At 65.3% G+C, this 18,972-nt stretch carries 17 protein-coding genes; 7 read left to right on the top strand and 10 right to left on the bottom strand.

The features are described 5' to 3' along the window. The first annotated feature begins 36 nt into the window (after positions 1-36). Both ACM43_RS22295 and ACM43_RS22300 read left to right on the top strand, forming a co-directional pair. Positions 37-1,212, top strand: coding sequence for a DUF3734 domain-containing protein (locus ACM43_RS22295; RefSeq protein WP_036036932.1), 1,176 nt, complete (start codon positions 37-39; stop codon positions 1,210-1,212). 1 nt (position 1,213) lies between these two features. Next, positions 1,214-2,002 carry a 3-hydroxybutyrate dehydrogenase gene (locus ACM43_RS22300; RefSeq protein WP_057028138.1) on the top strand — a complete coding sequence of 263 codons (789 nt, stop codon included), beginning with the start codon at positions 1,214-1,216 and terminating at the stop codon, positions 2,000-2,002. 127 nt (positions 2,003-2,129) lie between these two features. On the opposite strand, the gene ACM43_RS22305 is transcribed toward ACM43_RS22300, so the two are convergent. From ACM43_RS22305 to ACM43_RS22320, 4 genes are all read right to left on the bottom strand, one after another. Next, positions 2,130-2,456, bottom strand: a complete 327-nt coding sequence (locus tag ACM43_RS22305) for a type II toxin-antitoxin system RelE/ParE family toxin (RefSeq protein ID WP_271542860.1) — start codon at positions 2,454-2,456, stop codon at positions 2,130-2,132. After that, positions 2,453-2,689, bottom strand: coding sequence for a hypothetical protein (locus ACM43_RS22310; protein ID WP_271542861.1), 237 nt, complete (start codon positions 2,687-2,689; stop codon positions 2,453-2,455). Before ACM43_RS22310 ends, ACM43_RS22305 begins: the two co-directional genes overlap by 4 nt. Positions 2,690-2,740: 51 nt before the next feature. Next, positions 2,741-4,108 (bottom strand): flippase, encoded by a 1,368-nt coding sequence (locus tag ACM43_RS22315; protein WP_271542862.1) that lies wholly within the window; start codon positions 4,106-4,108, stop codon positions 2,741-2,743. A 287-nt stretch (positions 4,109-4,395) separates the two neighbouring features. Continuing rightward, positions 4,396-5,235: a protein-disulfide reductase DsbD domain-containing protein gene (locus ACM43_RS22320; RefSeq protein WP_271542863.1), complete on the bottom strand. Its 840-nt coding sequence runs from the start codon at positions 5,233-5,235 to the stop codon at positions 4,396-4,398. Between the two features lie 142 nt (positions 5,236-5,377). On the opposite strand from ACM43_RS22320, the gene ACM43_RS22325 reads away from it, so the two are divergent. Continuing rightward, positions 5,378-6,022, top strand: coding sequence for a YqgE/AlgH family protein (locus tag ACM43_RS22325; RefSeq protein ID WP_036021679.1), 645 nt, complete (start codon positions 5,378-5,380; stop codon positions 6,020-6,022). Positions 6,023-6,193: 171 nt separating this feature from the next. On the opposite strand, the gene ACM43_RS22330 is transcribed toward ACM43_RS22325, so the two are convergent. Together ACM43_RS22330 and ACM43_RS22335 are read right to left on the bottom strand one after the other, a co-directional pair. Further along, positions 6,194-7,081 (bottom strand): TauD/TfdA dioxygenase family protein, encoded by an 888-nt coding sequence (locus ACM43_RS22330; protein ID WP_271542864.1) that lies wholly within the window; start codon positions 7,079-7,081, stop codon positions 6,194-6,196. A gap of 95 nt (positions 7,082-7,176) precedes the next feature. After that, a complete protein-coding gene (locus ACM43_RS22335) occupies positions 7,177-7,956 on the bottom strand; it encodes an SDR family NAD(P)-dependent oxidoreductase (protein ID WP_157283729.1) in 780 nt (259 codons plus the stop codon). Between the two features lie 100 nt (positions 7,957-8,056). Here ACM43_RS22335 and ACM43_RS22340 point away from each other — a divergent pair, with 100 nt between their 5' ends. Together ACM43_RS22340 and ACM43_RS22345 are read left to right on the top strand one after the other, a co-directional pair. Further along, positions 8,057-8,794 carry an SDR family NAD(P)-dependent oxidoreductase gene (locus tag ACM43_RS22340; protein WP_271542865.1) on the top strand — a complete coding sequence of 246 codons (738 nt, stop codon included), beginning with the start codon at positions 8,057-8,059 and terminating at the stop codon, positions 8,792-8,794. 64 nt (positions 8,795-8,858) lie between these two features. Next, positions 8,859-9,227, top strand: coding sequence for a CsbD family protein (locus ACM43_RS22345; protein ID WP_128264255.1), 369 nt, complete (start codon positions 8,859-8,861; stop codon positions 9,225-9,227). A gap of 169 nt (positions 9,228-9,396) precedes the next feature. On the opposite strand, the gene ACM43_RS22350 is transcribed toward ACM43_RS22345, so the two are convergent. Both ACM43_RS22350 and ACM43_RS22355 read right to left on the bottom strand, forming a co-directional pair. After that, entirely contained in the window at positions 9,397-11,106 is a 1,710-nt protein-coding gene (locus tag ACM43_RS22350) for an SGNH/GDSL hydrolase family protein (protein ID WP_271542866.1), read from the bottom strand. Between the two features lie 170 nt (positions 11,107-11,276). Beyond that, complete coding sequence (locus ACM43_RS22355) at positions 11,277-12,659, bottom strand: lytic murein transglycosylase (protein WP_271543089.1); 1,383 nt, start codon at positions 12,657-12,659, stop codon at positions 11,277-11,279. A gap of 208 nt (positions 12,660-12,867) precedes the next feature. Between ACM43_RS22355 and ACM43_RS22360 the strand changes: the two genes are divergently transcribed. Next, on the top strand, positions 12,868-13,743 hold the full coding sequence (locus tag ACM43_RS22360) for a UTP--glucose-1-phosphate uridylyltransferase (protein WP_225111690.1): 876 nt from the start codon (positions 12,868-12,870) through the stop codon (positions 13,741-13,743). Between the two features lie 112 nt (positions 13,744-13,855). Here ACM43_RS22360 and ACM43_RS22365 read toward each other — a convergent pair whose 3' ends face one another. Then, positions 13,856-15,352, bottom strand: coding sequence for a sensor domain-containing diguanylate cyclase (locus ACM43_RS22365; protein WP_271542867.1), 1,497 nt, complete (start codon positions 15,350-15,352; stop codon positions 13,856-13,858). A 143-nt stretch (positions 15,353-15,495) separates the two neighbouring features. Between ACM43_RS22365 and ACM43_RS22370 the strand changes: the two genes are divergently transcribed. Further along, positions 15,496-15,759 carry a DUF7662 domain-containing protein gene (locus ACM43_RS22370; RefSeq protein ID WP_035998268.1) on the top strand — a complete coding sequence of 88 codons (264 nt, stop codon included), beginning with the start codon at positions 15,496-15,498 and terminating at the stop codon, positions 15,757-15,759. Positions 15,760-16,030: 271 nt separating this feature from the next. Here ACM43_RS22370 and ACM43_RS22375 read toward each other — a convergent pair whose 3' ends face one another. Continuing rightward, the gene (locus tag ACM43_RS22375) at positions 16,031-18,907 is read right to left on the bottom strand and encodes an EAL domain-containing protein (RefSeq protein ID WP_035998272.1); all 2,877 of its coding nucleotides are present in this window, start codon (positions 18,905-18,907) and stop codon (positions 16,031-16,033) included. Positions 18,908-18,972: the final 65 nt, after the last annotated feature.

An 18,972-nucleotide genomic window follows, 5' to 3' on the forward strand; every position in this document is an offset into this window, starting at 1 on the left:
TCGCCACGGTGGCCAGCCTTTTGCTATTGTTCCCGCATGACCGATCATAGTCCGGAAACCGCAACAATCCCCACGAATGCGCAGCGCGTGCTGGTCCTCCAGGGCGGCGGCGCGCTCGGCTCGTACCAGGCGGGCGCCTTCCAGGCGCTGTGCGGCTACGGCTTCGATCCGGAATGGGTCGCCGGCATCTCGATCGGCGCGGTCAATGCCGCGATCATCGCCGGCAACGAGGGGCACACCCGCGTCGAGCGGCTCAAGGAATTCTGGGAAATGGTGTCGGCCCCGGTGCCGTGGAAGCCGGTCGGCAAGAGCGACCGCAGCCGCGAGCTGTTCAATTCCACCAGTGCCGCGCTGATTGCGACGTTCGGCGTGCCCGGCTTCTTCACGCCACGCATTCCGCCGGCGCCGCTGTGGCCGCCGGGGCATCCCGAGGCCGAAAGCTATTACGATACCTCGCCGCTGAAGAAGACGCTGGAACGTCTCGTCGATTTCGACCGCATCAACGATCTGAAGACACGCCTGTCGGTCGGCGCGGTCGGCGTCACCTCGGGCAATTTCAGATATTTCGACAATTACGCGTTCAAGAAGCTCGGCAAGAAGATCGGCCCCGAGCACATCATGGCCTCCGGCGCGCTGCCGCCGGGCTTTCCCTCCGTCGTCATCGACGGCGAGCATTATTGGGACGGCGGCATCGCCTCCAACACTCCGCTCGACTACGTGCTCGATGCCGAGGTCGAACGCGACATGCTGATCTTTCAGGTCGATTTGTTTTCCGCGCGGGGCGACCTGCCGAACTCGCTGCTGGAGGCGGCCGAGCGCGAGAAGGACATCCGCTATTCCAGCCGCACGCGGATGAACACCGACAAGAACAAGCAGCTGCACAACGCCCGCAGGGCCGTGCGCGATCTGATCGGCAAATTGCCGGACTATCTCAAGAATGATCCTTCCGTCGAATTCCTGGCGAAAGTGTCGCGCGAAAGCACCGTCACCGTGGTGCACCTGATCTATCGCAGCAAGAACTACGAATCCTCGTCCAAGGATTACGATTTCTCGCACATTGCCATGGTCGAGCATTGGGAAGCCGGCGTGCGCGACGTGCATCTGTCGATGCGCCACAAGGACTGGCTGGAGCGGCCGCAGTCCGGCGAGACCATGGTGACCTACGATCTCACGGGGGACGTCACCGCGCCCCCGGCAAAAAGGAGCGAATAGAATGGGTACTCTGTCAGGCAAGAACGCCGTCGTGACCGGATCGACCAGCGGCATCGGGCTCGCTTACGCGCGCGCCTTCGCCGGCGCCGGTGCCAACGTCGTCATCAACGGTTTCGGCTCGCCGGAGGACATCGAGAAGGAGCGCGCCAAGATCGAATCCGATTTCGGCGTCAAGGCGGTCTACTCGCCCGCCGACATGACCAAGCCCGCCGAGGTCGCCGGCATGATCGCGCTCGGCGAGAAGACGTTCGGCTCGGTCGACATCCTCGTCAACAATGCCGGCATCCAGTTCGTCTCGCCGATCGAGGAATTCCCGCCGGAGAAATGGGACCAGATCATCGCGATCAATCTGTCCTCGGCCTTCCACGCCATCCGCGCCGCGGTGCCCGGCATGAAGAAGAAGGGCTGGGGCCGCATCATCAACACGGCGTCGGCGCACTCGCTGGTGGCCTCGCCATTCAAGTCGGCCTACGTCTCGGCCAAGCACGGCATCGCCGGCCTCACCAAGACCGTGGCGCTGGAAGTCGCGACCCACAAGATCACCTGCAACTGCATCAGCCCCGGCTACGTCTGGACCCCGCTGGTCGAGAAGCAGATCCCCGACACGATGAAGGCGCGCAATCTTACGCGCGAGCAGGTCATCAACGACGTGCTGCTCGATGCGCAGCCGACCAAGGAGTTCGTCACCTCCGAGCAGGTCGCCGCGCTCGCACTGTTCCTGTGCAGCGACGACGCCGCCCAGATCACCGGTACCAACCTCTCGATCGACGGCGGCTGGACCGCGGAGTAAGAGGCGATGCCGTAGGGTGGGCAAAGGCGCGTCAGCGCCGTGCCCACCAATTTTCCGCTGCTCGCGACCAGCGTCAGCGGCACTGGGTGTCTCACCTCTTCCCGCGCCTTCTGCGAACCAGCCGTTCTCAGGTCCGAGGCGAACCATATTGGCTTTCCGGCTCGTTCAGTCCGGCAAGGGGCCGCCGCGACGTGTGGCGGATATGGACGATATGAACGAACTCGCCACTGACACGGTAAAATATCCGAAATGGATAGCGGACGACCGTTACCACGCGGACTTGGGAACGTTGTGTGACCCGTGGCGATGAGAAAGGCGCACCCCGGACGCGCTCGATAACATCCGCAAATCTTCGTCCTATGGCATCGGCGATCGCTGGGCTGGCGTTGCTGGCATAATAGGTTGCAATGTTTTCGAGGTCAGCAAGCGCCTCTCGGGACCAGACGACCTTCATCCGCGCCTGAATTTCGCGAAGACTTCTGCGACCTCGGCATCCGTAGCGAACTCGCCGCGATCTATGGAGGCTAACGCAGCGTCGATACTTCGCAGCTCTTCCTGCGTCGCAACATACTCGCCGCCGAGCAGTTCGCTCTCGATTTCGCTGGCAATCGCAACCAGCTCGTTCTGGGCCTCTTCGGGCCAAGTCTGGGCACGTTCCAGAATATCTCGCAGATCGCTTGCAGCCATACCCAACTATATCAGGTGCCGAAGAGCTTTCCAATCATCTCAAGCTGATGGCTAACGTCCGAACGCCAGCACGTGCAGCCCGAGCCGCTGCCGCACGATCCAGAACAGCAGCACCGTCTCGAAGGTGAGGGAGATCGAGGTCGCGGCCGCCGCGCCATGGCCGCCGTAGCGCGGGACCAGCGCGATGCAGAGCACTAGGTTCATCACGAAGGCCAGCGCATAGGCGAGCGCGCAGATCTTCTGCTGGCCGAGCATGTTGAGCAGGCGCTCCACCGGGCCGATCGCGGCGCGCACCACGAGGCCGATCGCGGCCACAAACATGATGTCGTAGCCGATCACGAATTGTGGTCCGAACAGCCAGAGCAGCGGCTTGCCGAGCGCGAGCAGCACGATGGTCGCGGCCAGCGACGGCCAGAACGTCCAGGTGATGGCATGCGCGACGTAGGCCGACAGGCGCGCCTTGTCGCCGCTGGCATAGTATTCGGCGAAGCGGTGTGCCGTCGTGGCTGACATCGCGTAGTGGATGAACGAGACCAGCGCCAGCGTCTTCACCACGGCGAAATAGACGCCGACCTCGTCCGAGGGACGGAATTGCTGCAGCACCAGCACGTCGGTGTAGGACAGGAGCAGGTAGAAGCTCTCGACCAGCAGGATCGGTAGCGAGACGGCGAGCCAGCCCTTGACGTCATAGGCCTTCGGTCCCGGTGTGATGTGATCGGCGAGCTTGCGGTTCAGCACCACCATCTGCCCGGCCATTGCGATCCATACCGCGCAAAGGCTTGCCACCATCGCGGCGACCGCGCCGAGGTGATAGCCGAGCAGGAAGGCGAGCGCCGTGATGCCGATGATCAGCGCCTGACGGATGATGAATTGCGGCATCAGGCCGAGTTGCATCCAGTCGTGCGAGCGCGCGATGCCGTCCTGGGTGTTCGCGACCACGAAAGCGGGCAGCGTCATGCAGCCGATATAGAGCGGCAGCACCTCGGCCGGATCGATCCAGGGCGACAGCAATTTGACGATGCCGGCAAGGCCGAGCGACGTCAGCGTGGACACGGCAAAGGTCAGCCAGCGGCTGCCGGACAGGAAGCCGCGCAGCAGGGCCTGCGCGCCGCTGGCGCGGTACTCCGGAATGATCTTCTGTGCGGAGGCCGAGATGCCGAAATCCATCATGCTGCCGAGCAGCAGCACCCAGGTCCAGACATAGACATAGATGCCGTAATCGGACGTCCCCATCCAGCGCGCCAGCAGCACCTGCGACACGTAAGCGAGGCCGGCGCTGATGACGCGGATGATGAAGATGGTGCTGGCGAGCCGCCGCGTCAGCGACGCCTCGCTCGATCCGCCCGCGAGCTTGGCGCGCAGCCGCGCGACCAACCCGGCCGGTCCGGTCGTTGCGGGTGGTGCATCCATCACGGCCAATCGAAGAATCCCCAGCGACCTGCAGCAGGTGAGGAACTAGCAACCATTCGTTAAGATTCGGTTGGGCAGCTATTCAATGCTCGGTGTCGTCCCGGACAAGCGCGCCTCAAGCGCGCGCCGATCCGGGACCCATAACCCCAGGGAGAAGTGGCAGCGTGAGCTGGCAAGTCCGAGTCTTCGCCAAACCACTCCCTGTGGTTATGGGTCCCGGGCTCGCGCTTCGCGCGTCCCGGGACCACAGCTGAACGTGGAACGGCAGCAGTGCAACTCACTCGCGCCGTCCGGCCTCACTCCAAATTCGTGTTGAACTCGTACGCCTTCTCCGGCCCGACCAGCGTGAACTTCAGCGCGGCGCCCTCGGGCTTGGCGCCCGGCGGCAATCCGCCGAGCTCGAACGAGAAGCGCACGACTCCCGGCGCGCCGTGCTGCACCGGCGCCGGAATCGGCAGCGCCCAATCGGGTGTCGGGCCTTCCACGAACAGATTGACGTTGCTTCTGTCCGGCGCCACCACGTCGACCACCACGTTCTTGGGCCCGTCACGCTTGACGTCACGAATGGTGAGCGGATTGGGATCGCCGATATTGGCGGGCTTCGGCACGGTGTCGAGCGCGGCACGCAAGTTCGCATCCTCGGTCGAGGCGACGCTGTTGAAACCCAGCTCGGCGCTGGCCTCCACGGGAATGCAGAGCTTCTCGCAGACCGCGTAGTTGATCTCGGCGCGCAAGGTCACCGGCTTGTCCGCAGCCTTGGCGACGATGCGCAGGGGCAGCACCACCTGGTCGCGATAGCCGATCGAATGGCCGCCCGCGCCGTCGTCGAACTTCAGCGGTGCCGGCCACATCACCGTCACCGCTTCGACATTGTCGGACTTGGAGAAGTCGAACCGGGGTGGAACGCCGGAATCGCCAGGCGACCGCCAATAGGTCTTCCAGCCGGGCTGCAGCTGGAAGGCGATACCGCCGAGCAGCACCGCGCCGCTGCGCGATCCCGCGAGTAACCGCACCGCGGAATGTCCATCGCGCTGCCAGGGCGAGGCGTCATCGGCACGGGCCGCGAGGGCCAACGACGAAGCGAGCAGGGTTGTCGCGACGCCAATCGCCGCACGCAGGGGAACAATGCTGGACATGGCACGTCTTTACAGGGTCGCCCAGGGCCAAACCATTGAATTGCTTGTGATGGATGCACTCGAATCAAGTCGCCGCAAGCCTTGATTTGACAGCCGCCCGGCCCGACATCAGGATAGGAATTGAAACCGGAGTGCTCGAGCGATGGCTCCCACAGGCAAGAGGACGGGCGAAAGCACCCGCAGCTCGGGCGCCGCGCTGCCCAGTTCCGGCGGCTATCTCGACGGCCGGCTCCTGATCGCAATGCCCGTGATGGGCGATTCCCGCTTCGAGCGCTCGGTGATCTATCTCTGCGCCCATTCGGCGGAGGGGGCGATGGGCATCATCGTGAACCATCCCGCCGGCAGCATCGACTTCCCCGAGCTCTTGCAGCAGCTCGGCATCATCAAGAAGGGCGAGCACATCAAGCTGCCGGAGAACGCCGAAAGCATGAAGGTGCTGCGGGGCGGGCCGGTCGACACCGGGCGCGGCTTCGTACTGCATTCCAGCGACTTCTACATCGAGAACGCCACGCTGCGGATCGATGACGGCGTCTGCCTGACCGCGACGGTCGACATTCTGCGCGCCATCGCCAACGGCTCCGGCCCCAAGCACGCCATCCTCGCGCTCGGCTATGCCGGCTGGGCGCCGGGCCAGCTCGAGACGGAGATCCAGAGCAACGGCTGGCTGCATTGCGACGCGGACGCGGATCTGATTTTCGGCGACGACGTCGACGACAAGTACAACCGTGCTTTGCAGAAGATCGGCATCGACCCCGGCATGCTCTCGAACGAGGCCGGGCACGCGTAGGGGGTGTGGCATCCTTCCGATGTCGTACATCCTCTCCGCTGTCATGCCCCGGCTTGACCGGGGCATCCAGTACGCCGCAGCCTATCGTTTCGATCACGACCATCACGGAATACTGGATCGCCCGGTCAAGCCGGGCGATGACACCATTTGCTGAGCGGAGCTGTGCGGCGCCTACTCCGCGGCCTGCTGCTGCACCGTCGGCTCCGTCCCCGCCACCGTCGCGCGGCGCATGTCGCGGGGCTGGGACTGGTCGTAGCGGCGGACGCGGTGCATGGTCTGGCGGTTGTCCCACATCACGAGGTCATGCAGCTTCCATTTGTGCACGTAGACGAACTCGGGTTGCGTGGCGTGCTCGTTCAGATCGCGCAGCAGCAGCCGCCCCTCGGGCACGCTCATGCCGACGACCTTGCCGGCATGCGATGACAGATACAGCGACTTGCGGCGATGCACGGGGTGCGTGCGCACCAGCCGTTGCAGCACCGGCTTGAACATCTCCTTCTCTTCGTCGGTGTATTCGGTGAAGCCGAGCGATCCCCGCGAATACATCAGCGAATGCTCGCAGACGAGATCCTCGATCTCCGCCTTGGTCTCATCGTCGAGCGCGTCATAGGCCGCGCGCATGTCGGCGAACTCGGTGTTGCCGCCCTTCGGGTTCACCACCCGCGCCGACAGCAGCGAGAACTTTGCGGGGATAGGCCGGAACGAGCTGTCCGAGTGCCACAGGCAATTGCCGAGGTTGAACAGATTGGCACGGCTGTCCTTGGGCAGCGGCTTGCCGTCCTTGCCGAGATTGGAGACGTCGTTCAGACCCGAGGTGAGGCGGTACTCGTCCGCCTTGGTGATGTTGCCGCCGCGCACCTCCTCCCGCTGGCCGAAATTCAGCGCGAACGCCATCTGCTGCTCGTCGGTGATGTCCTGATCGTGGAAGACGAGCACCGCGTATTTGTCCATGGCAGCCTCGATCTCGCGCGCCTGATCCGGCGTGAGCGCCTTGCGCAAGTCGAGGCCGGACACCTCGCCGACGAAATGTTTCTGAAGCTGCCGGATGGCGATGGTCATTGCGTTCCTCCCGCATCTACGAGCGGTTTCCCGCTCTGTTTGTGGAAAAAATGACTCCCGCATCCGGCGATGTCAACGCGCCGCGCGCATGCCTCTCACGCGTTCCGCGCCATCAGCCCGCCATCGACCGGGATCACCGCGCCGGTGAGGAAGGACGCCGCCGGCAGGCACAGGCTCAGCGTCATATGCGCGACCTCTTCAGGGTCGCCATAACGGCCGAGTGCGGTGCGGCGCTTGGCGTAGATGGTCTTGTGCTCCTCCGGGATGCGGTCGGTGATTCCCGTGCGGATCGGTCCGGGGCAGATGCAGTTGACGGTGATGCCCTCGCGGCCGAGCTCCACCGCCAGCGAGCGGGTGAGGCTCACGACGCCGCCCTTCGCGGCCGAATACGGGCTGTGCAATGCGGTGGCGCCGAGCGCCTCGGTCGAGGCGATGTTGACGATGCGCGGGCTCTTCGACTTGCGTAAGTAGGGCAGCGCGGCGCGGATGATGCGTGGGTGCGCCGTCAGCATCACGGCGATGCCCTTCGCCCAGGCATCCTCAAAGCCCTCATCGTCGATCGCGACGCGCAACGAGATGCCGGCATTGTTGACGACGATGTCGAGGCCGCCGAAATGCGCGGCGACGTCGCCGACCACGCGCTTGATCTCGCCGCCGTCGGCGACGTCGAGCTTCCACGCCCTTGCCGCGCCACCGCTTGCCGCAATCTCCCTGGCGACGTCCTGCGCGCCTTGCTCGTCGAAATCCGTGACGGCGACGTTCGCACCTTCGTTTCCGAACACACGCGCAGTGGCGCGCCCCATGCCGCTGGCTGCGCCAGTGACGAGTACGGTGAGTCCCTTAACGGACCGGCTGAGCTCCCTGACGTCGGACATGCTGTTCCCTCGCGCCGAGCTGGTTCTTGTTGTGATTGACAAGGCTGGCATCGATCCGCAGACAGGTCAAACAAGCAGAAAACAAAAGGGGAGGCCGACAATGGCAAACGAGCTCGATTTCTCAGGCAAGCAGGTGCTGGTGGTCGGCGGTTCCAGCGGCATCGGCAACGGCATCGCGCAGGCCTTTCGCGCCAAGGGCGCAGCTGTTGCCGTCTGCGGCACGCGTGCTCGCGCAACGGAATATTCAGCCGACGAAGGCTCCGATCTCGAAGGTCTTGCTTACGCGCAGCTCGACGTCAGCAATCCCAATGCCATCGAAGCATTCAGGCCGCCGTTCGACCGTCTCGACATCCTGGTGCTCGCGCAGGGCGCGGTGATCTACCGCCGCGGCGAATTCGAGATGGCGGGTTTCCGCAAGGTCGTCGAGGTCAATCTGATGAGCCTGATGGCCTGCGCGACGCGCTTTCATTCCATGTTGCAGGACGCGAAGGGCGCGCTGATCATCGTGTCCTCGACCGCGGCCTATCATTCCACCATGGGCAATCCGGCCTACAACGCCTCGAAGACCGGTGCGGTCGGATTGACGCGCACGCTGGGCGAGGCCTGGGCCGAGGACGGCATCCGCGTCAACGGCATCGCGCCAGGGCTCGTCGACACCAAGATGACGAAGGTGACGACCGACAATCCGAAGCGGCTCGAAGGCGCGCTCGCACGCATCCCGCTGCGGCGATTGGGCACGCCGGCCGACATGGCGGGCGCAGCGTTGTTCCTGGCCTCGCCGCTGTCGTCCTACATCATCGGCCAGACGCTGGTCGTCGATGGCGGCCTGATTCTATAGGAGAGCCTAAGGAACCGCGCTGCGTCTGATCGGTTACTTCGGCTGACCACCGAGGAGGATTATCATGGACACGGATCGGATTGTTGGATCGGCGAAGGAATATGCCGGACGCGCGGAAGGCGCGATCGGAGACATGGCAGGCGATGCCAAGACGCAGGCGTCGGGCAAGGCGCGGGAAGCCGCGGGCACGGTGCAGAATCTCTACGGCCAGGCCAAGGATGCCGTGCGCGACGCCACGGACACCGCCGCGGGCTATGCCAAGGACGCCTACGAGAACAGTGGTGAGACTTTCCGCGACGGCTCGAAGGCCATTGCGCAGAAGGTGCAGGACAATCCGCTCGGCGCGCTGCTGGTTGCCGGCGGCATCGGCTTCGCGCTGGCGCTGCTGATGTCGCGTCCCGCCCGCCGCCCGCCGTCACGCTGGCGCTATTAGGGCTAGTTGCCGAACGCCTGTCACGCGTGCCCCGGCTCAGCGATGCAGCGTGAGACGCTGCATCGCTGAGCCGGGGCCATCTTTTCTGAATGCCGCACGAATTGGGTCCCGGCTCTGCGCCGCATCACCAGAAGGTGCTGCGTCGCGTCTGGGACACGAGATCTTACGCTTACCGGAACATCTCGGCGGAACGGCCGACGTTAGCCGGCGGACGCGGGATCCCAGGATTGAGATTCGGATTGCGCGGCCCGGGCGGCGGCGCAATTTGGCGCGGCGGCGGGGGCTGCGGCGAGCCGAAGCCGAAGAAATCACGGAATGTGGGCGTTGCCTGGGCCGGCAGTTGCGGGGCGACCTGCGGCTTCTTCGGCGCGAGCTTTGGCGGCGCGATTGCAGCGGCCGCGCCCGGTGCGCCCTGAGCCGCCCCGCCGTCCGGCGTCGTTGCCGCCATCGGCGTATCGCCCTTGGCCTGCTCGCGGCCGACTTCCCGGCGAGGCCAGGCATAATCGTCGGCGCGGCCGGCAGGAGCTGCCAGCGGCTCACCCTTCACCATCGTCTTGGCGGCGAGCGCATCGACGGCGGCGGGACGCGTGCCCGGTCCGCCCAGCAATTGATCGGTCGAGATCGAGGCTGCAACCAGCGGCACGATCGGCCCGGCCAGCGGCCGCGGCGCAGGCTTGCCCGGCTCGGCGCTGGTGTCGGGCGTCGCGGGCTCGCTCGGCAGCGCGATCGGGCCGGAGCGTCCGGCAAGCAGGCGCGTGATCTCGCGCTCGACATAATGCGCGAGCTTGCGCGCGCCAGCCTTGGTGAAATAGATGCCGTCGGAGCTGCGCAGCTGGCGGATCTGGCCTTCGAAGTCCGGGCCCTTCTGCAGGAAGCGGCCGGCTTCGTCGACGAAGCCGTCCCAGACGTCGACATAGGTGATGCCGGCCTTGGCCGCGCCTTCACGGTACAGCGAATCCAGGAACAGCGTGTCCGCGGTGCCCTTCGGTCCGCGGACCGCGGGCAGGCCGACCCAGAGCACCGGCACGCCCTTGGTTTTGAGGACGGCCGCGAGCTCCTCGATCTTCTTGCCGTAGAGCTCGACCCAGCGCTCGTCACGGAATTCGTAGAGGCCGTTGGGGTTGCGCGCGGTCTTTTCCGGCGCAGCCGCCGGCGTGTCGGCATTGTCGGCGTCGTCCTGCGGCAGATCGGCATCGGCAGGCTTGTCGTCCGGCTTGGCGGCGCTGTCGCCGGGCTTGGCGTCGCTGGGCTTGCCTTGCGGCTTTGCGCGCGCACCCTTGTCGTTCTTCTTATCTCTGTCCTTCTCCGCGGCCGGCTTGTCGGGTTTGTCGGCGGCCGGCTCGCGGATCGCGACGCGGTCGTTGAGGCCGAGCATGACGACGATCACGTCGGGCTTTTCGGTCTCGAGAATGCCCTTGGCCGCCGCGGTCCAGTCCGCGGGCTCGCCCTTGGGCTGGTACCTGATCAGGCCGGACGTGGTCTTGTGCTTGCGGATCACGCCCATGTCGGGCTGCTCGGCGTAGGCGTCTTCTAGGCCATAGGCGAGCCAGTCGGCCATGGCATCGCCGATCACCAGCACGTTCTTCTCGGGAATCGTGTCGCGCTTGGCCGGTGCCGGCGCGCGCGAAAAATCCTGGCGCGGCGCCTGCGGCGGCGGCTGGAATGGTGCGAAGAAGTCGCCGCCGAACCAGCCGCCACCTCCGCCGCCCCGTGGTGGCGGTGGTGGGGCCGAACGCTGCGGCGGACCGCCGAAGCCGGGGAAGTTGAAGAACTGCGCCGAAGCGGGTGCCGCCACCGACACCAGGATCGCAAGCGCCGTCCCCAGCGCGATCAACGGGCCGGTCTCGGTCAGCGCCTTGAACAGGGACTTCTTCGACATGCGATCTCGGGCACGCGCAATGGGGGATCGAAGTTAGCTCAATATAATAACGGAATCAGGCGCCAAACGGGCAAATTCCATCTCAGATTCTTGTCCATAGACCGGGGAACACCAGTCCCGGTCAAGGCTATCAGCCAAAATCCCCCTTCAAGATTACTTCAGGCGCGATTTTACCGCCCGCGCAGCCGGTCCAGCACGTCGGAGGAGGCAAAACCGTCGGCGGGGACCCCGATCGAGGCCTGGAAATTACGCAGGGCCTCCCTGGTCAGGCCGCCGAATTGGCCGTCCGGGGTGCCCTTGTAGTAGCCGCGCTGAGCCAGCAGCTGCTGCAGCTCCAGCCGTTCGGTACGGGACAGCTCGCGCTCCTGCCGCGGCCAAGGCTGCACGAAAGGCTGTCCCCCGCGCAGCCGGTCGGCGAAATGGCCGATCGCCAGCGCATAAGCCTCGGCCGGGTTGTACTTCATGATGACGCGGTAATTCTGCAGCATCAAAAAGCCCGGTCCCTGCGCGCCGGCGGGTGCCAGCAGGTAAGCCTTGTCCGCAGGATGCGGGAAGGCCTGGTTGTTCGGACGCTTGAGCCCGAGCTTCTCCCAATGCGCGATCGGCATCGCCTTGGCACGGTCGGCCAGCATGTAGTTGAAGCCTTGCGGCACCACGACCTCGTAGCCCCAGGTCTGGCCGGGCTGCCAGCCGTCCTTCTTCAGATTGTTGGCGGTCGACGCGATCAGGTCGGTCGGATTGTCGACGACGTCGCGCCGGCCGTCGCCGTCGCCGTCCACCGCGAAGCGCTTGAACGCGGTCGGCATGAACTGGGTCGGGCCGAAGGCGCCGGCCCAGGAGCCGCGCAGCTGCTCCGGACGCAAATCGCCGCGGTTGAGGATCTCCAGCGCGGAGAGGAATTCGTCCTTGAAATAGGCTTGGCGGCGGCCGATGCAGGCGAGCGTCGCGGTCGATTGCAGCACGCTGCGATCGCCGATCTGCGTCGAGTAATTGGACTCGATGCCCCAGATCGAGGCGATGATGTAGCGGTCGACACCGGTGGCCTTTTCGGTGGCGTCGAACTGCGTCTTGTATTTGGCGAGGACCTCGCGGCCCTTGGCGAGGCGGTTGTCGTTCACCAGGATGTCGAGATAGGCCCAGATCGACTTGGTGAATTCCGGCTGCGAATCCATGAGGTCCATGATGCGCAGGTCGGGCGAGAGTCCGGCGGTGAAGCGCTGAAAGTTCTCCTGCGTAACGCCGCGTCGTGCGGCATCGGGCCACATCGCAGCGACGCAATTGTCGAAATTGCCGGCAGCCTCGCGGATCGCGGCGGCCGTCATCAAGGGATGGCCGGAGGCGCCATCCTCGCCGCTCCACGGCAATGGACCCGTCGGCGCGCCGCTCGGGCCAGGTGTGGGTTGCGCCGGTGCCGGGTTCGATCCCGAGAAGATGCCGCCGAACAGGTTGGACAGGCCGTTCTGCGCCTGGGCGTGCGCGCCAGCCGGCAGCAGCAAAGCGGCCGCAACGATTGCTCCGCCAGCCCGTCTCGCCAGTCCTGCCATTGATCGCATCATATTCCACCCGTCGGCCTAAAAACCCGCCACAGGAGGCCTGGTTAGCGTTGCCAATAGCTTAACAAAGGTGAAATTTTGGTGGCGGCCTTTTTCTTAACTCCGTCGGGGCGAGGCCCCACATCCGCCTTTGTTGGCGGCTGCAAACAGGCTAGCAAGGATGCCATTGCTCCCGTCCCATGTGCCCCCAAGGTATTCGATCGATCCCATGAAGATTCGCAAAGCCGTATTCCCCGTCGCCGGCCTCGGCACCCGCGTTCTGCCTGCCACCAAGGCGATGCCGAAGGAAATGCTGACCATCGTCGACAAGCCGCTGATCCAATACGTCTATGACGAGGCGAAGGAAGCCGGCATCGAGCACTTCGTCTTCGTCACCGGCCGCAACAAGGCTGTCATCGAGGATCATTTCGACCGGATGTTCGAGCTCGACGCGACGCTTGCCGCGCGCGGCAAGAAAGCGGAGCAGGACATCCTGGCGCAGAACCAGCCCGAAGCCGGCGCGGTCAGCTTCACCCGCCAGCAGGCGCCGCTCGGCCTCGGCCACGCGGTCTGGTGCGCGCGCGACATCGTCGGCAACGAGCCGTTCGCCGTCGTGCTGCCGGACGAACTCGTGCTCAACACGCCCGGCTGCCTGAAGCAGATGATCGAGATGGCGTCCTCGCTCGGCGAGAAATCCAACCTGATCGCGGTCGAGGCGGTGCCCGATCACCTGACCCATCAATACGGCATCTGCGGCGTCGGCAAGCGCAACGGCAAGATGTTCGAGGTCGATGGCATGGTCGAGAAGCCGGCCAAGGGCACCGCGCCCTCCAACCTTTCGATCACCGGCCGCTACATCCTGCAGCCCGAGATCTTCAAGATCCTGGAGACCCAGGAGCGCGGCGCCGGCGGCGAGATCCAGCTCACCGACGCCATGATCGGGCTTGCCAAGACGCAGAAATTCTACGGCGTCGAATTCGAAGGCGAGCGCCATGATTGCGGCTCCAAGCCCGGCTTCCTGCGCGCCAACATCGCCTATGGCTTGAAGCGCCCGGAATTGCGCGACGGCCTGGTCGCGGAGATGAAGAAGTATCTGGGGCAGTAGCGGGCCGCTCGTCATTGCGAGCGAAGCGAAGCAATCCAGAATCCTTCCGCTGAGGAAGTCTGGATTGTTTCGTCGCAAGAGCTCCTCGCAATGACGACGGGGAGAGACCGCCTCACGCCACCAGCGACAGCTGCGGCAGGCTCGCCACCACCGACTGGTTGCGCCCGCCGGCCTTGGCGGCGTAGAGCGCCTTGTCGGCGGCGGCAACCAGCATCGGCCAATCCATGCCGGCATCCGGGACCAGGCTGGCGATGCCGCAGGACACCGTCGACATCGCTTGCTCGTCGGACCAGCCCTGCACCTTGCGGCGGATCGTCTCCGCCACCTTGAAGGCCTCGGCGGAGGAGGTGTTCGGCAGCAGCACGGCGAATTCCTCGCCGCCATAGCGCGCCGCGCAATCGCCGGCGCGGCTCACCGAATCGGAAATGCAGATGGCGATGCCGACCAGCACCTGATCGCCGGCCTGATGGCCGAACGTGTCGTTGTAGGCCTTGAAGTGATCGGTATCGATCATGAGCAGCGCGATCGGCGCCTTCTGGCGCATGGCGCGTCGCCATTCGACGTCGATGACGGAATCGAACTTGCGGCGGTTTTTCAGGCCCGTGAGCGCGTCGGTCGTCGCCAACTCCTCGAGCTTGCGCTCGGCCTCGGCGCGCCGGCCGATCTCGCGCGCGAGCACGAGGGTCGATCCCAGCACGAACAGGATGAGCGCCAGCACCACGGTGCCGATGCGGAGCGCCTCCCTTTGCCAGAGTGCGAACACCGCGGCCAAAGGCTTGCCGGCGACCACGAACAGCGGACCATTGTTCTTGCTGCGGACATAGAGCCGCGGCGTTGCATCGACCGGGCCCTGTCCCGAATAGGCGGCGCCGACCCTGAGATTGTCGGCCTTCCAGTTCTGACGGTCGTTCAGGTTCGTGCCGATGATGTCGAGATCGAACGGTCGCCGCATGATGATGGTGCGGTCGCGCTTGAGCACGGTGATGGTGTCCTCAGGGTCGAGGGTGAGCCGATCGAACAGCTCGTGGAAATAGCTGAAGCGGATCGAGCCGGCGACGACGCCCATGAAGCCGCCGTCAGCGTCACTGATGCGCCGGCTCAGCACGATCGAGTAGGCGCCGCGAAACAGCATGGGACGGCTGATGAACAGGCCTGCGCCGGGACTGTCCCGGTGAACCCTGAAATAATCCTCCTCACTGCGGTCCTCGGGCAGGGGATCGAGCGTGGAGGCATCGATGGTCAGCCGGCCCTCGGCGTCGAACACCTGGATGGCGCCGAAATGCTTGGCGGTGGTCGCGTGGTCGAACAGGATCAGGTGACGGATCGTCTTTGAGACCGTCGCCAGCTCGGGCAGCAGCATGTTGCTGGCGACCGCCTTCAGCGACAAATCGTAGATCTCGACGTTGCGGCTGACGTCGGACTCGATCGTGGTCGCGAGGTTCTCCAGCGTCTGGCGGGCGAGTGCCTCCTCGCCGCGGCGCATGTCGAGCATGACGTTGACGCAAATGGCGGAAAAGCCGATCACCGTCACCACGGACGAGATGATCAGCAGCTTCGCCGAAATCCGCAACGGCCGGCGGGCCGCAACGTCGCGCCATCCAGAGAACATTGTTCGCTCCTGTCCATAGTGGATGCGCCCGAAAGCTTGCGTAGTGTTTAAGCCGCGACGGCGCTGCCGCAATGAGTTAAGAATCGGTTTATGCGGCTGACGGTTTTGAGCAACCTGACATCGCCCCTGACGAGAGGACGAGTGTGAACGACTACGACGCGTTGCGCGATTATCTGCTGCGGCAGAAGCAGGAGGAGCTCGTGCTGAGCTTCGAGCAGATCGAGGAGATCATCGGCGCGGCGCTGCCGCGCGCGGCCCAGCGCGCCTCATGGTGGGACAGCCTGCGCAGCCCCGACATCCAGATGCCGCAACGCGAAGCCTGCCTCGCCGCCGGCTTCGTGGCAACGCGCATGCCGGACGGCCAGAGCGTACGGTTCAGGAAGCAGAAGGGCGAGCGGCGGCGATAGTATCGTAGGGCACGCCGTCCACTCTCCCCCTCCAGGGCAGGGCGATCGCATATGACTTGTCGCGGCGCCGGTGCGCACGCCTCGTCCTTCGAGACGGCGCTTACGCGCCTCCTCAGGATGAGGCTAATCTACCGTCAGTGCTCGTTGAAACTGTTGCCGCGAACTCCGCCCTCATCCTGAGGGCCCGCCAACGGCGGGCGTCTCGAAGGATGGCCACAGGCGAGTTCGCCTATATGCGATCGCCCTGCCCTCCAAGAGAGGGTAAGAGAGCCTAGCTCGCCGCTTCCAGCCGCACTTCCGTGAGCAGCCGCATCGCCGCGTCCGCGTCCATCGGCTCGCCGAAGGCAAAACCTTGCGCGTATTCGCAGCCCATCTGGTAGAGCTCGACGGCGTCCGAATCGGTCTCGGCGCCTTCGGCGACGACGTCCATGCCGAGATCGTGGGCGAGCGCGATGATCGACTTCAGGATCACGGGGCGGGTGCCGCGGCTGGTGGTGCGCACGAACGACTGGTCGATCTTGATGGTGTCGAACGGGAAGCGCTGCAGATAGGCCAGCGAGGAGTGGCCGGTGCCGAAATCGTCGAGCGACAGCCCGGTGCCGAGCTCGCGGATCCGGGTCAGCATCTGGGCCGCGTGCTCCGGATTCTCCATCACCAGCGATTCCGTCAGCTCGAGCTTGAGCGTGCCGCGCGCCACCGAGGAGCGCGACAGCACGGTACGGACATCGTGGATCAAATCGTGGCGCAGCAGCTGCCGCGAGGAGACGTTGACGGAAGCGAAGATCGGCTCGCGCGAGCGCATCGCCCGCTGCCACACCGAAAGCTGCTTGGCGGTCTGGTCGAGCACGAACATGCCGAGGTCGACGATCAACCCGGTCTCTTCGGCGATGGTGATGAACTCCGAGGGCGCCATGCGTCCGAGCTTCGGGTGGTCCCAGCGCGCCAGGGCCTCGAAGCCGGCGATGGAGCGATCCTCCAGCCGCACGATCGGCTGGTACAGGATCGTGATCTCCTGGCGCTCGATGGCGCGGCGCAATTCGCTCTCCAAGGTCAGGCGGTCGGTCTTGCGCGCCCGCATCGCCGGCTTGTAGACGTCGATGCGGTCGCCGCCGATCCGCTTGGAGTGATACATCGCCAGCTCGGCGTCCTTGATGATCTCGTCCGTGAGCTGGGTTTGCGGATCGGACAGCGCGAGGCCAATCGACGCGGTGAGGAAGATCTCGCGGTCGTTGAAGGCGATCGGCGCGCGGATGGTCTTGCGGATGGTCTCGGCGAAAGCGGTGATGCGGGCCGGGTCCTGCTCCGACAGCAGGATCAGGCCGAACTGGTCGCCGGCCATCCGCGCCAGCGTGTCCTGCGGCTTCAGGATGCGGGTGAGGCGGCGCGCCAGCGTGAGCAGGATGGAATCTCCGACCGCGATCCCGACGGAATCGTTGACCTGCTTGAAGCGGTCGAGGTCGATCACCATCAGCGTCGGCCGCAGCGTCGGCATGGTCTTGGCGAAATGCGCGACCGCGCCCAGCCGGTCCATGAACAGTTTTCGGTTGGGCAGGCCGGTGAGATTGTCATGCACGGAATCGTGCAGTAGGCGCTCCTCGGCGTTGCGCAGCTCGGTGACGTCGGTCAGCGTGCCCACCACGCGCGAGACCTCGCCGTCCGAGCCGACCACCGGGCGCGCCTTGAGCGCGAACCACATGAAGTGGCCGTCCGGCGTGCGCAGACGGAAATCCTGCACCAGGCGGCCGCGGCGCTGGTCGAGCACGCTGTCGAGCGCGGCGCGGAAACGGTCCTGGTCGAGCGGATGCAGCACCTCTAGCCAGGACGCCGCCGGGCCTTCCAGCGTGCCGCGCTTCAGCCCGAGCAGGGCTTCGGTCTCCGGGCTGGTGAACACCTTGTCGGCGGAGACGTCCCAGTCCCAGATCAGGTCGCCGGAGCCGGCCAGCGCCAAAGCGCGCCGCTCGATGTCGGAGACGACGCCCGTGCTGGCACCGCCGCCGGCAAAGGCGTGCTGCATCACCGTGAAGCCGATCAGCATCACGATCAGCACGAGGCCGCCGAGCAGGGCAGGGCCGACGATGTCGTTGGTGACCGAGCCCGCCACCGTCATGCCGGCCGCGACCACCCAGACCACCAGGAGGAACCAGGTCGGGATCAAGAGCACGGCGCGGTCGAAGCCGTGGGTGGAGAGATAGACGATCAGCGCGAAGCCGGCGAAGGCGATCAGCACCAGCGAGATGCGTGCGATGCCGGAGGCCACCGCCGGGTCGAACAGCGCGAGCGCGACCAGCGAGCCGAGGAACGCGAGCCAGCCGACCGTGATGTGCGAATAGCGCACGTGCCAGCGGCTGAGATTGAGATAGGCGAACAGGAACACCAGGAGTGTCGCCGCCAGGATCGCCTCGCCCGCCGCGCGCCAGATGCGCTCGGCGTTGTTCGACATGTCGAGCACCTTGCCCCAGAAGCCGAAATCGACGCCGATATAGACCAGCACCGCCCAGGCCAGCGCCGCCGCGGCCGGGAACATGATGCTGCCCTTCACCACGAACAGGATGGTCAGCACCAGCGCGAGCAACCCGGAGATGCCGATCACGATGCCCTGGTACAGCGTGAAGGAGTTGACCTTGTCCTTGTAGGCTTCCGGCTCCCACAGATAGAGCTGCGGCAGCTTGTCGGTGCGCAGCTCCGCAACGAAGGTGACGACGGCGCCGGGGTCGAGCGTGATGCGGAACACGTCCGCGGTGGCGCTTTCCTGCCGTTCCGGGCGGTCGCCGATCGAGGGCGTGATGGTCGCGATGCGTGACAGGCCGAGGTCGGGCCAGAGCAATCCCGAGGAGACGATGCGGTAATGCGGAGCGACGATCAGGCGGTCGAGCTGGTCGTCGGTGTTGTTGGCGAGCGCGAACACCACCCAGTTCTGTCCGCCCTCGCGGGCGCGCACCTCGATGCGGCGGACGATGCCGTCGGTGCCGGGTGCGGTGGAGACCTGGATGCGATCGGCATCGCTGCGCTGATGCTCGAGCACGCCGGTGAGGTCGATCGCGGGCGCGTCGCTACGGACGCTGACGGCGTCGAGCGCGCGCGCGGGATACGCGGCGACAAGAATCATGAGGCCCAGCGCGATGGGCGCGAGGCACCTGATCAGACGCAAGGTCAGTTCTCCGCGTTCGACGCAAACTCGTCAGTGCAAGGCAAATCTAGAAGGCGATTCAGACC

The sequence above is a fragment of the Bradyrhizobium sp. CCBAU 45321 genome (assembly GCF_028128975.1).
GTDB classification, from domain to species: Bacteria; Pseudomonadota; Alphaproteobacteria; order Rhizobiales; family Xanthobacteraceae; genus Bradyrhizobium; species Bradyrhizobium yuanmingense.

Bases quoted from the DNA above. Each gene is read 5' to 3' on its own strand.
- ACM43_RS22335 (WP_157283729.1), bottom strand. From the start codon at position 7,956: ATGTCCGACGTCAGGGAGCTCAGCCGGTCCGTTAAGGGACTCACCGTA.
- ACM43_RS22355 (WP_271543089.1), bottom strand. From the start codon at position 12,659: ATGCGATCAATGGCAGGACTGGCGAGACGGGCTGGCGGAGCAATCGTT.
- ACM43_RS22325 (WP_036021679.1), top strand. From the start codon at position 5,378: ATGGCTCCCACAGGCAAGAGGACGGGCGAAAGCACCCGCAGCTCGGGC.
- ACM43_RS22300 (WP_057028138.1), top strand. From the start codon at position 1,214: ATGGGTACTCTGTCAGGCAAGAACGCCGTCGTGACCGGATCGACCAGC.
- ACM43_RS22305 (WP_271542860.1), bottom strand. From the start codon at position 2,456: ATGAAGGTCGTCTGGTCCCGAGAGGCGCTTGCTGACCTCGAAAACATT.
- ACM43_RS22360 (WP_225111690.1), top strand. From the start codon at position 12,868: ATGAAGATTCGCAAAGCCGTATTCCCCGTCGCCGGCCTCGGCACCCGC.
- ACM43_RS22310 (WP_271542861.1), bottom strand. From the start codon at position 2,689: ATGGCTGCAAGCGATCTGCGAGATATTCTGGAACGTGCCCAGACTTGG.
- ACM43_RS22345 (WP_128264255.1), top strand. From the start codon at position 8,859: ATGGACACGGATCGGATTGTTGGATCGGCGAAGGAATATGCCGGACGC.
- ACM43_RS22330 (WP_271542864.1), bottom strand. From the start codon at position 7,081: ATGACCATCGCCATCCGGCAGCTTCAGAAACATTTCGTCGGCGAGGTG.
- ACM43_RS22295 (WP_036036932.1), top strand. From the start codon at position 37: ATGACCGATCATAGTCCGGAAACCGCAACAATCCCCACGAATGCGCAG.
- ACM43_RS22350 (WP_271542866.1), bottom strand. From the start codon at position 11,106: ATGTCGAAGAAGTCCCTGTTCAAGGCGCTGACCGAGACCGGCCCGTTG.
- ACM43_RS22365 (WP_271542867.1), bottom strand. From the start codon at position 15,352: ATGTTCTCTGGATGGCGCGACGTTGCGGCCCGCCGGCCGTTGCGGATT.
- ACM43_RS22340 (WP_271542865.1), top strand. From the start codon at position 8,057: ATGGCAAACGAGCTCGATTTCTCAGGCAAGCAGGTGCTGGTGGTCGGC.
- ACM43_RS22320 (WP_271542863.1), bottom strand. From the start codon at position 5,235: ATGTCCAGCATTGTTCCCCTGCGTGCGGCGATTGGCGTCGCGACAACC.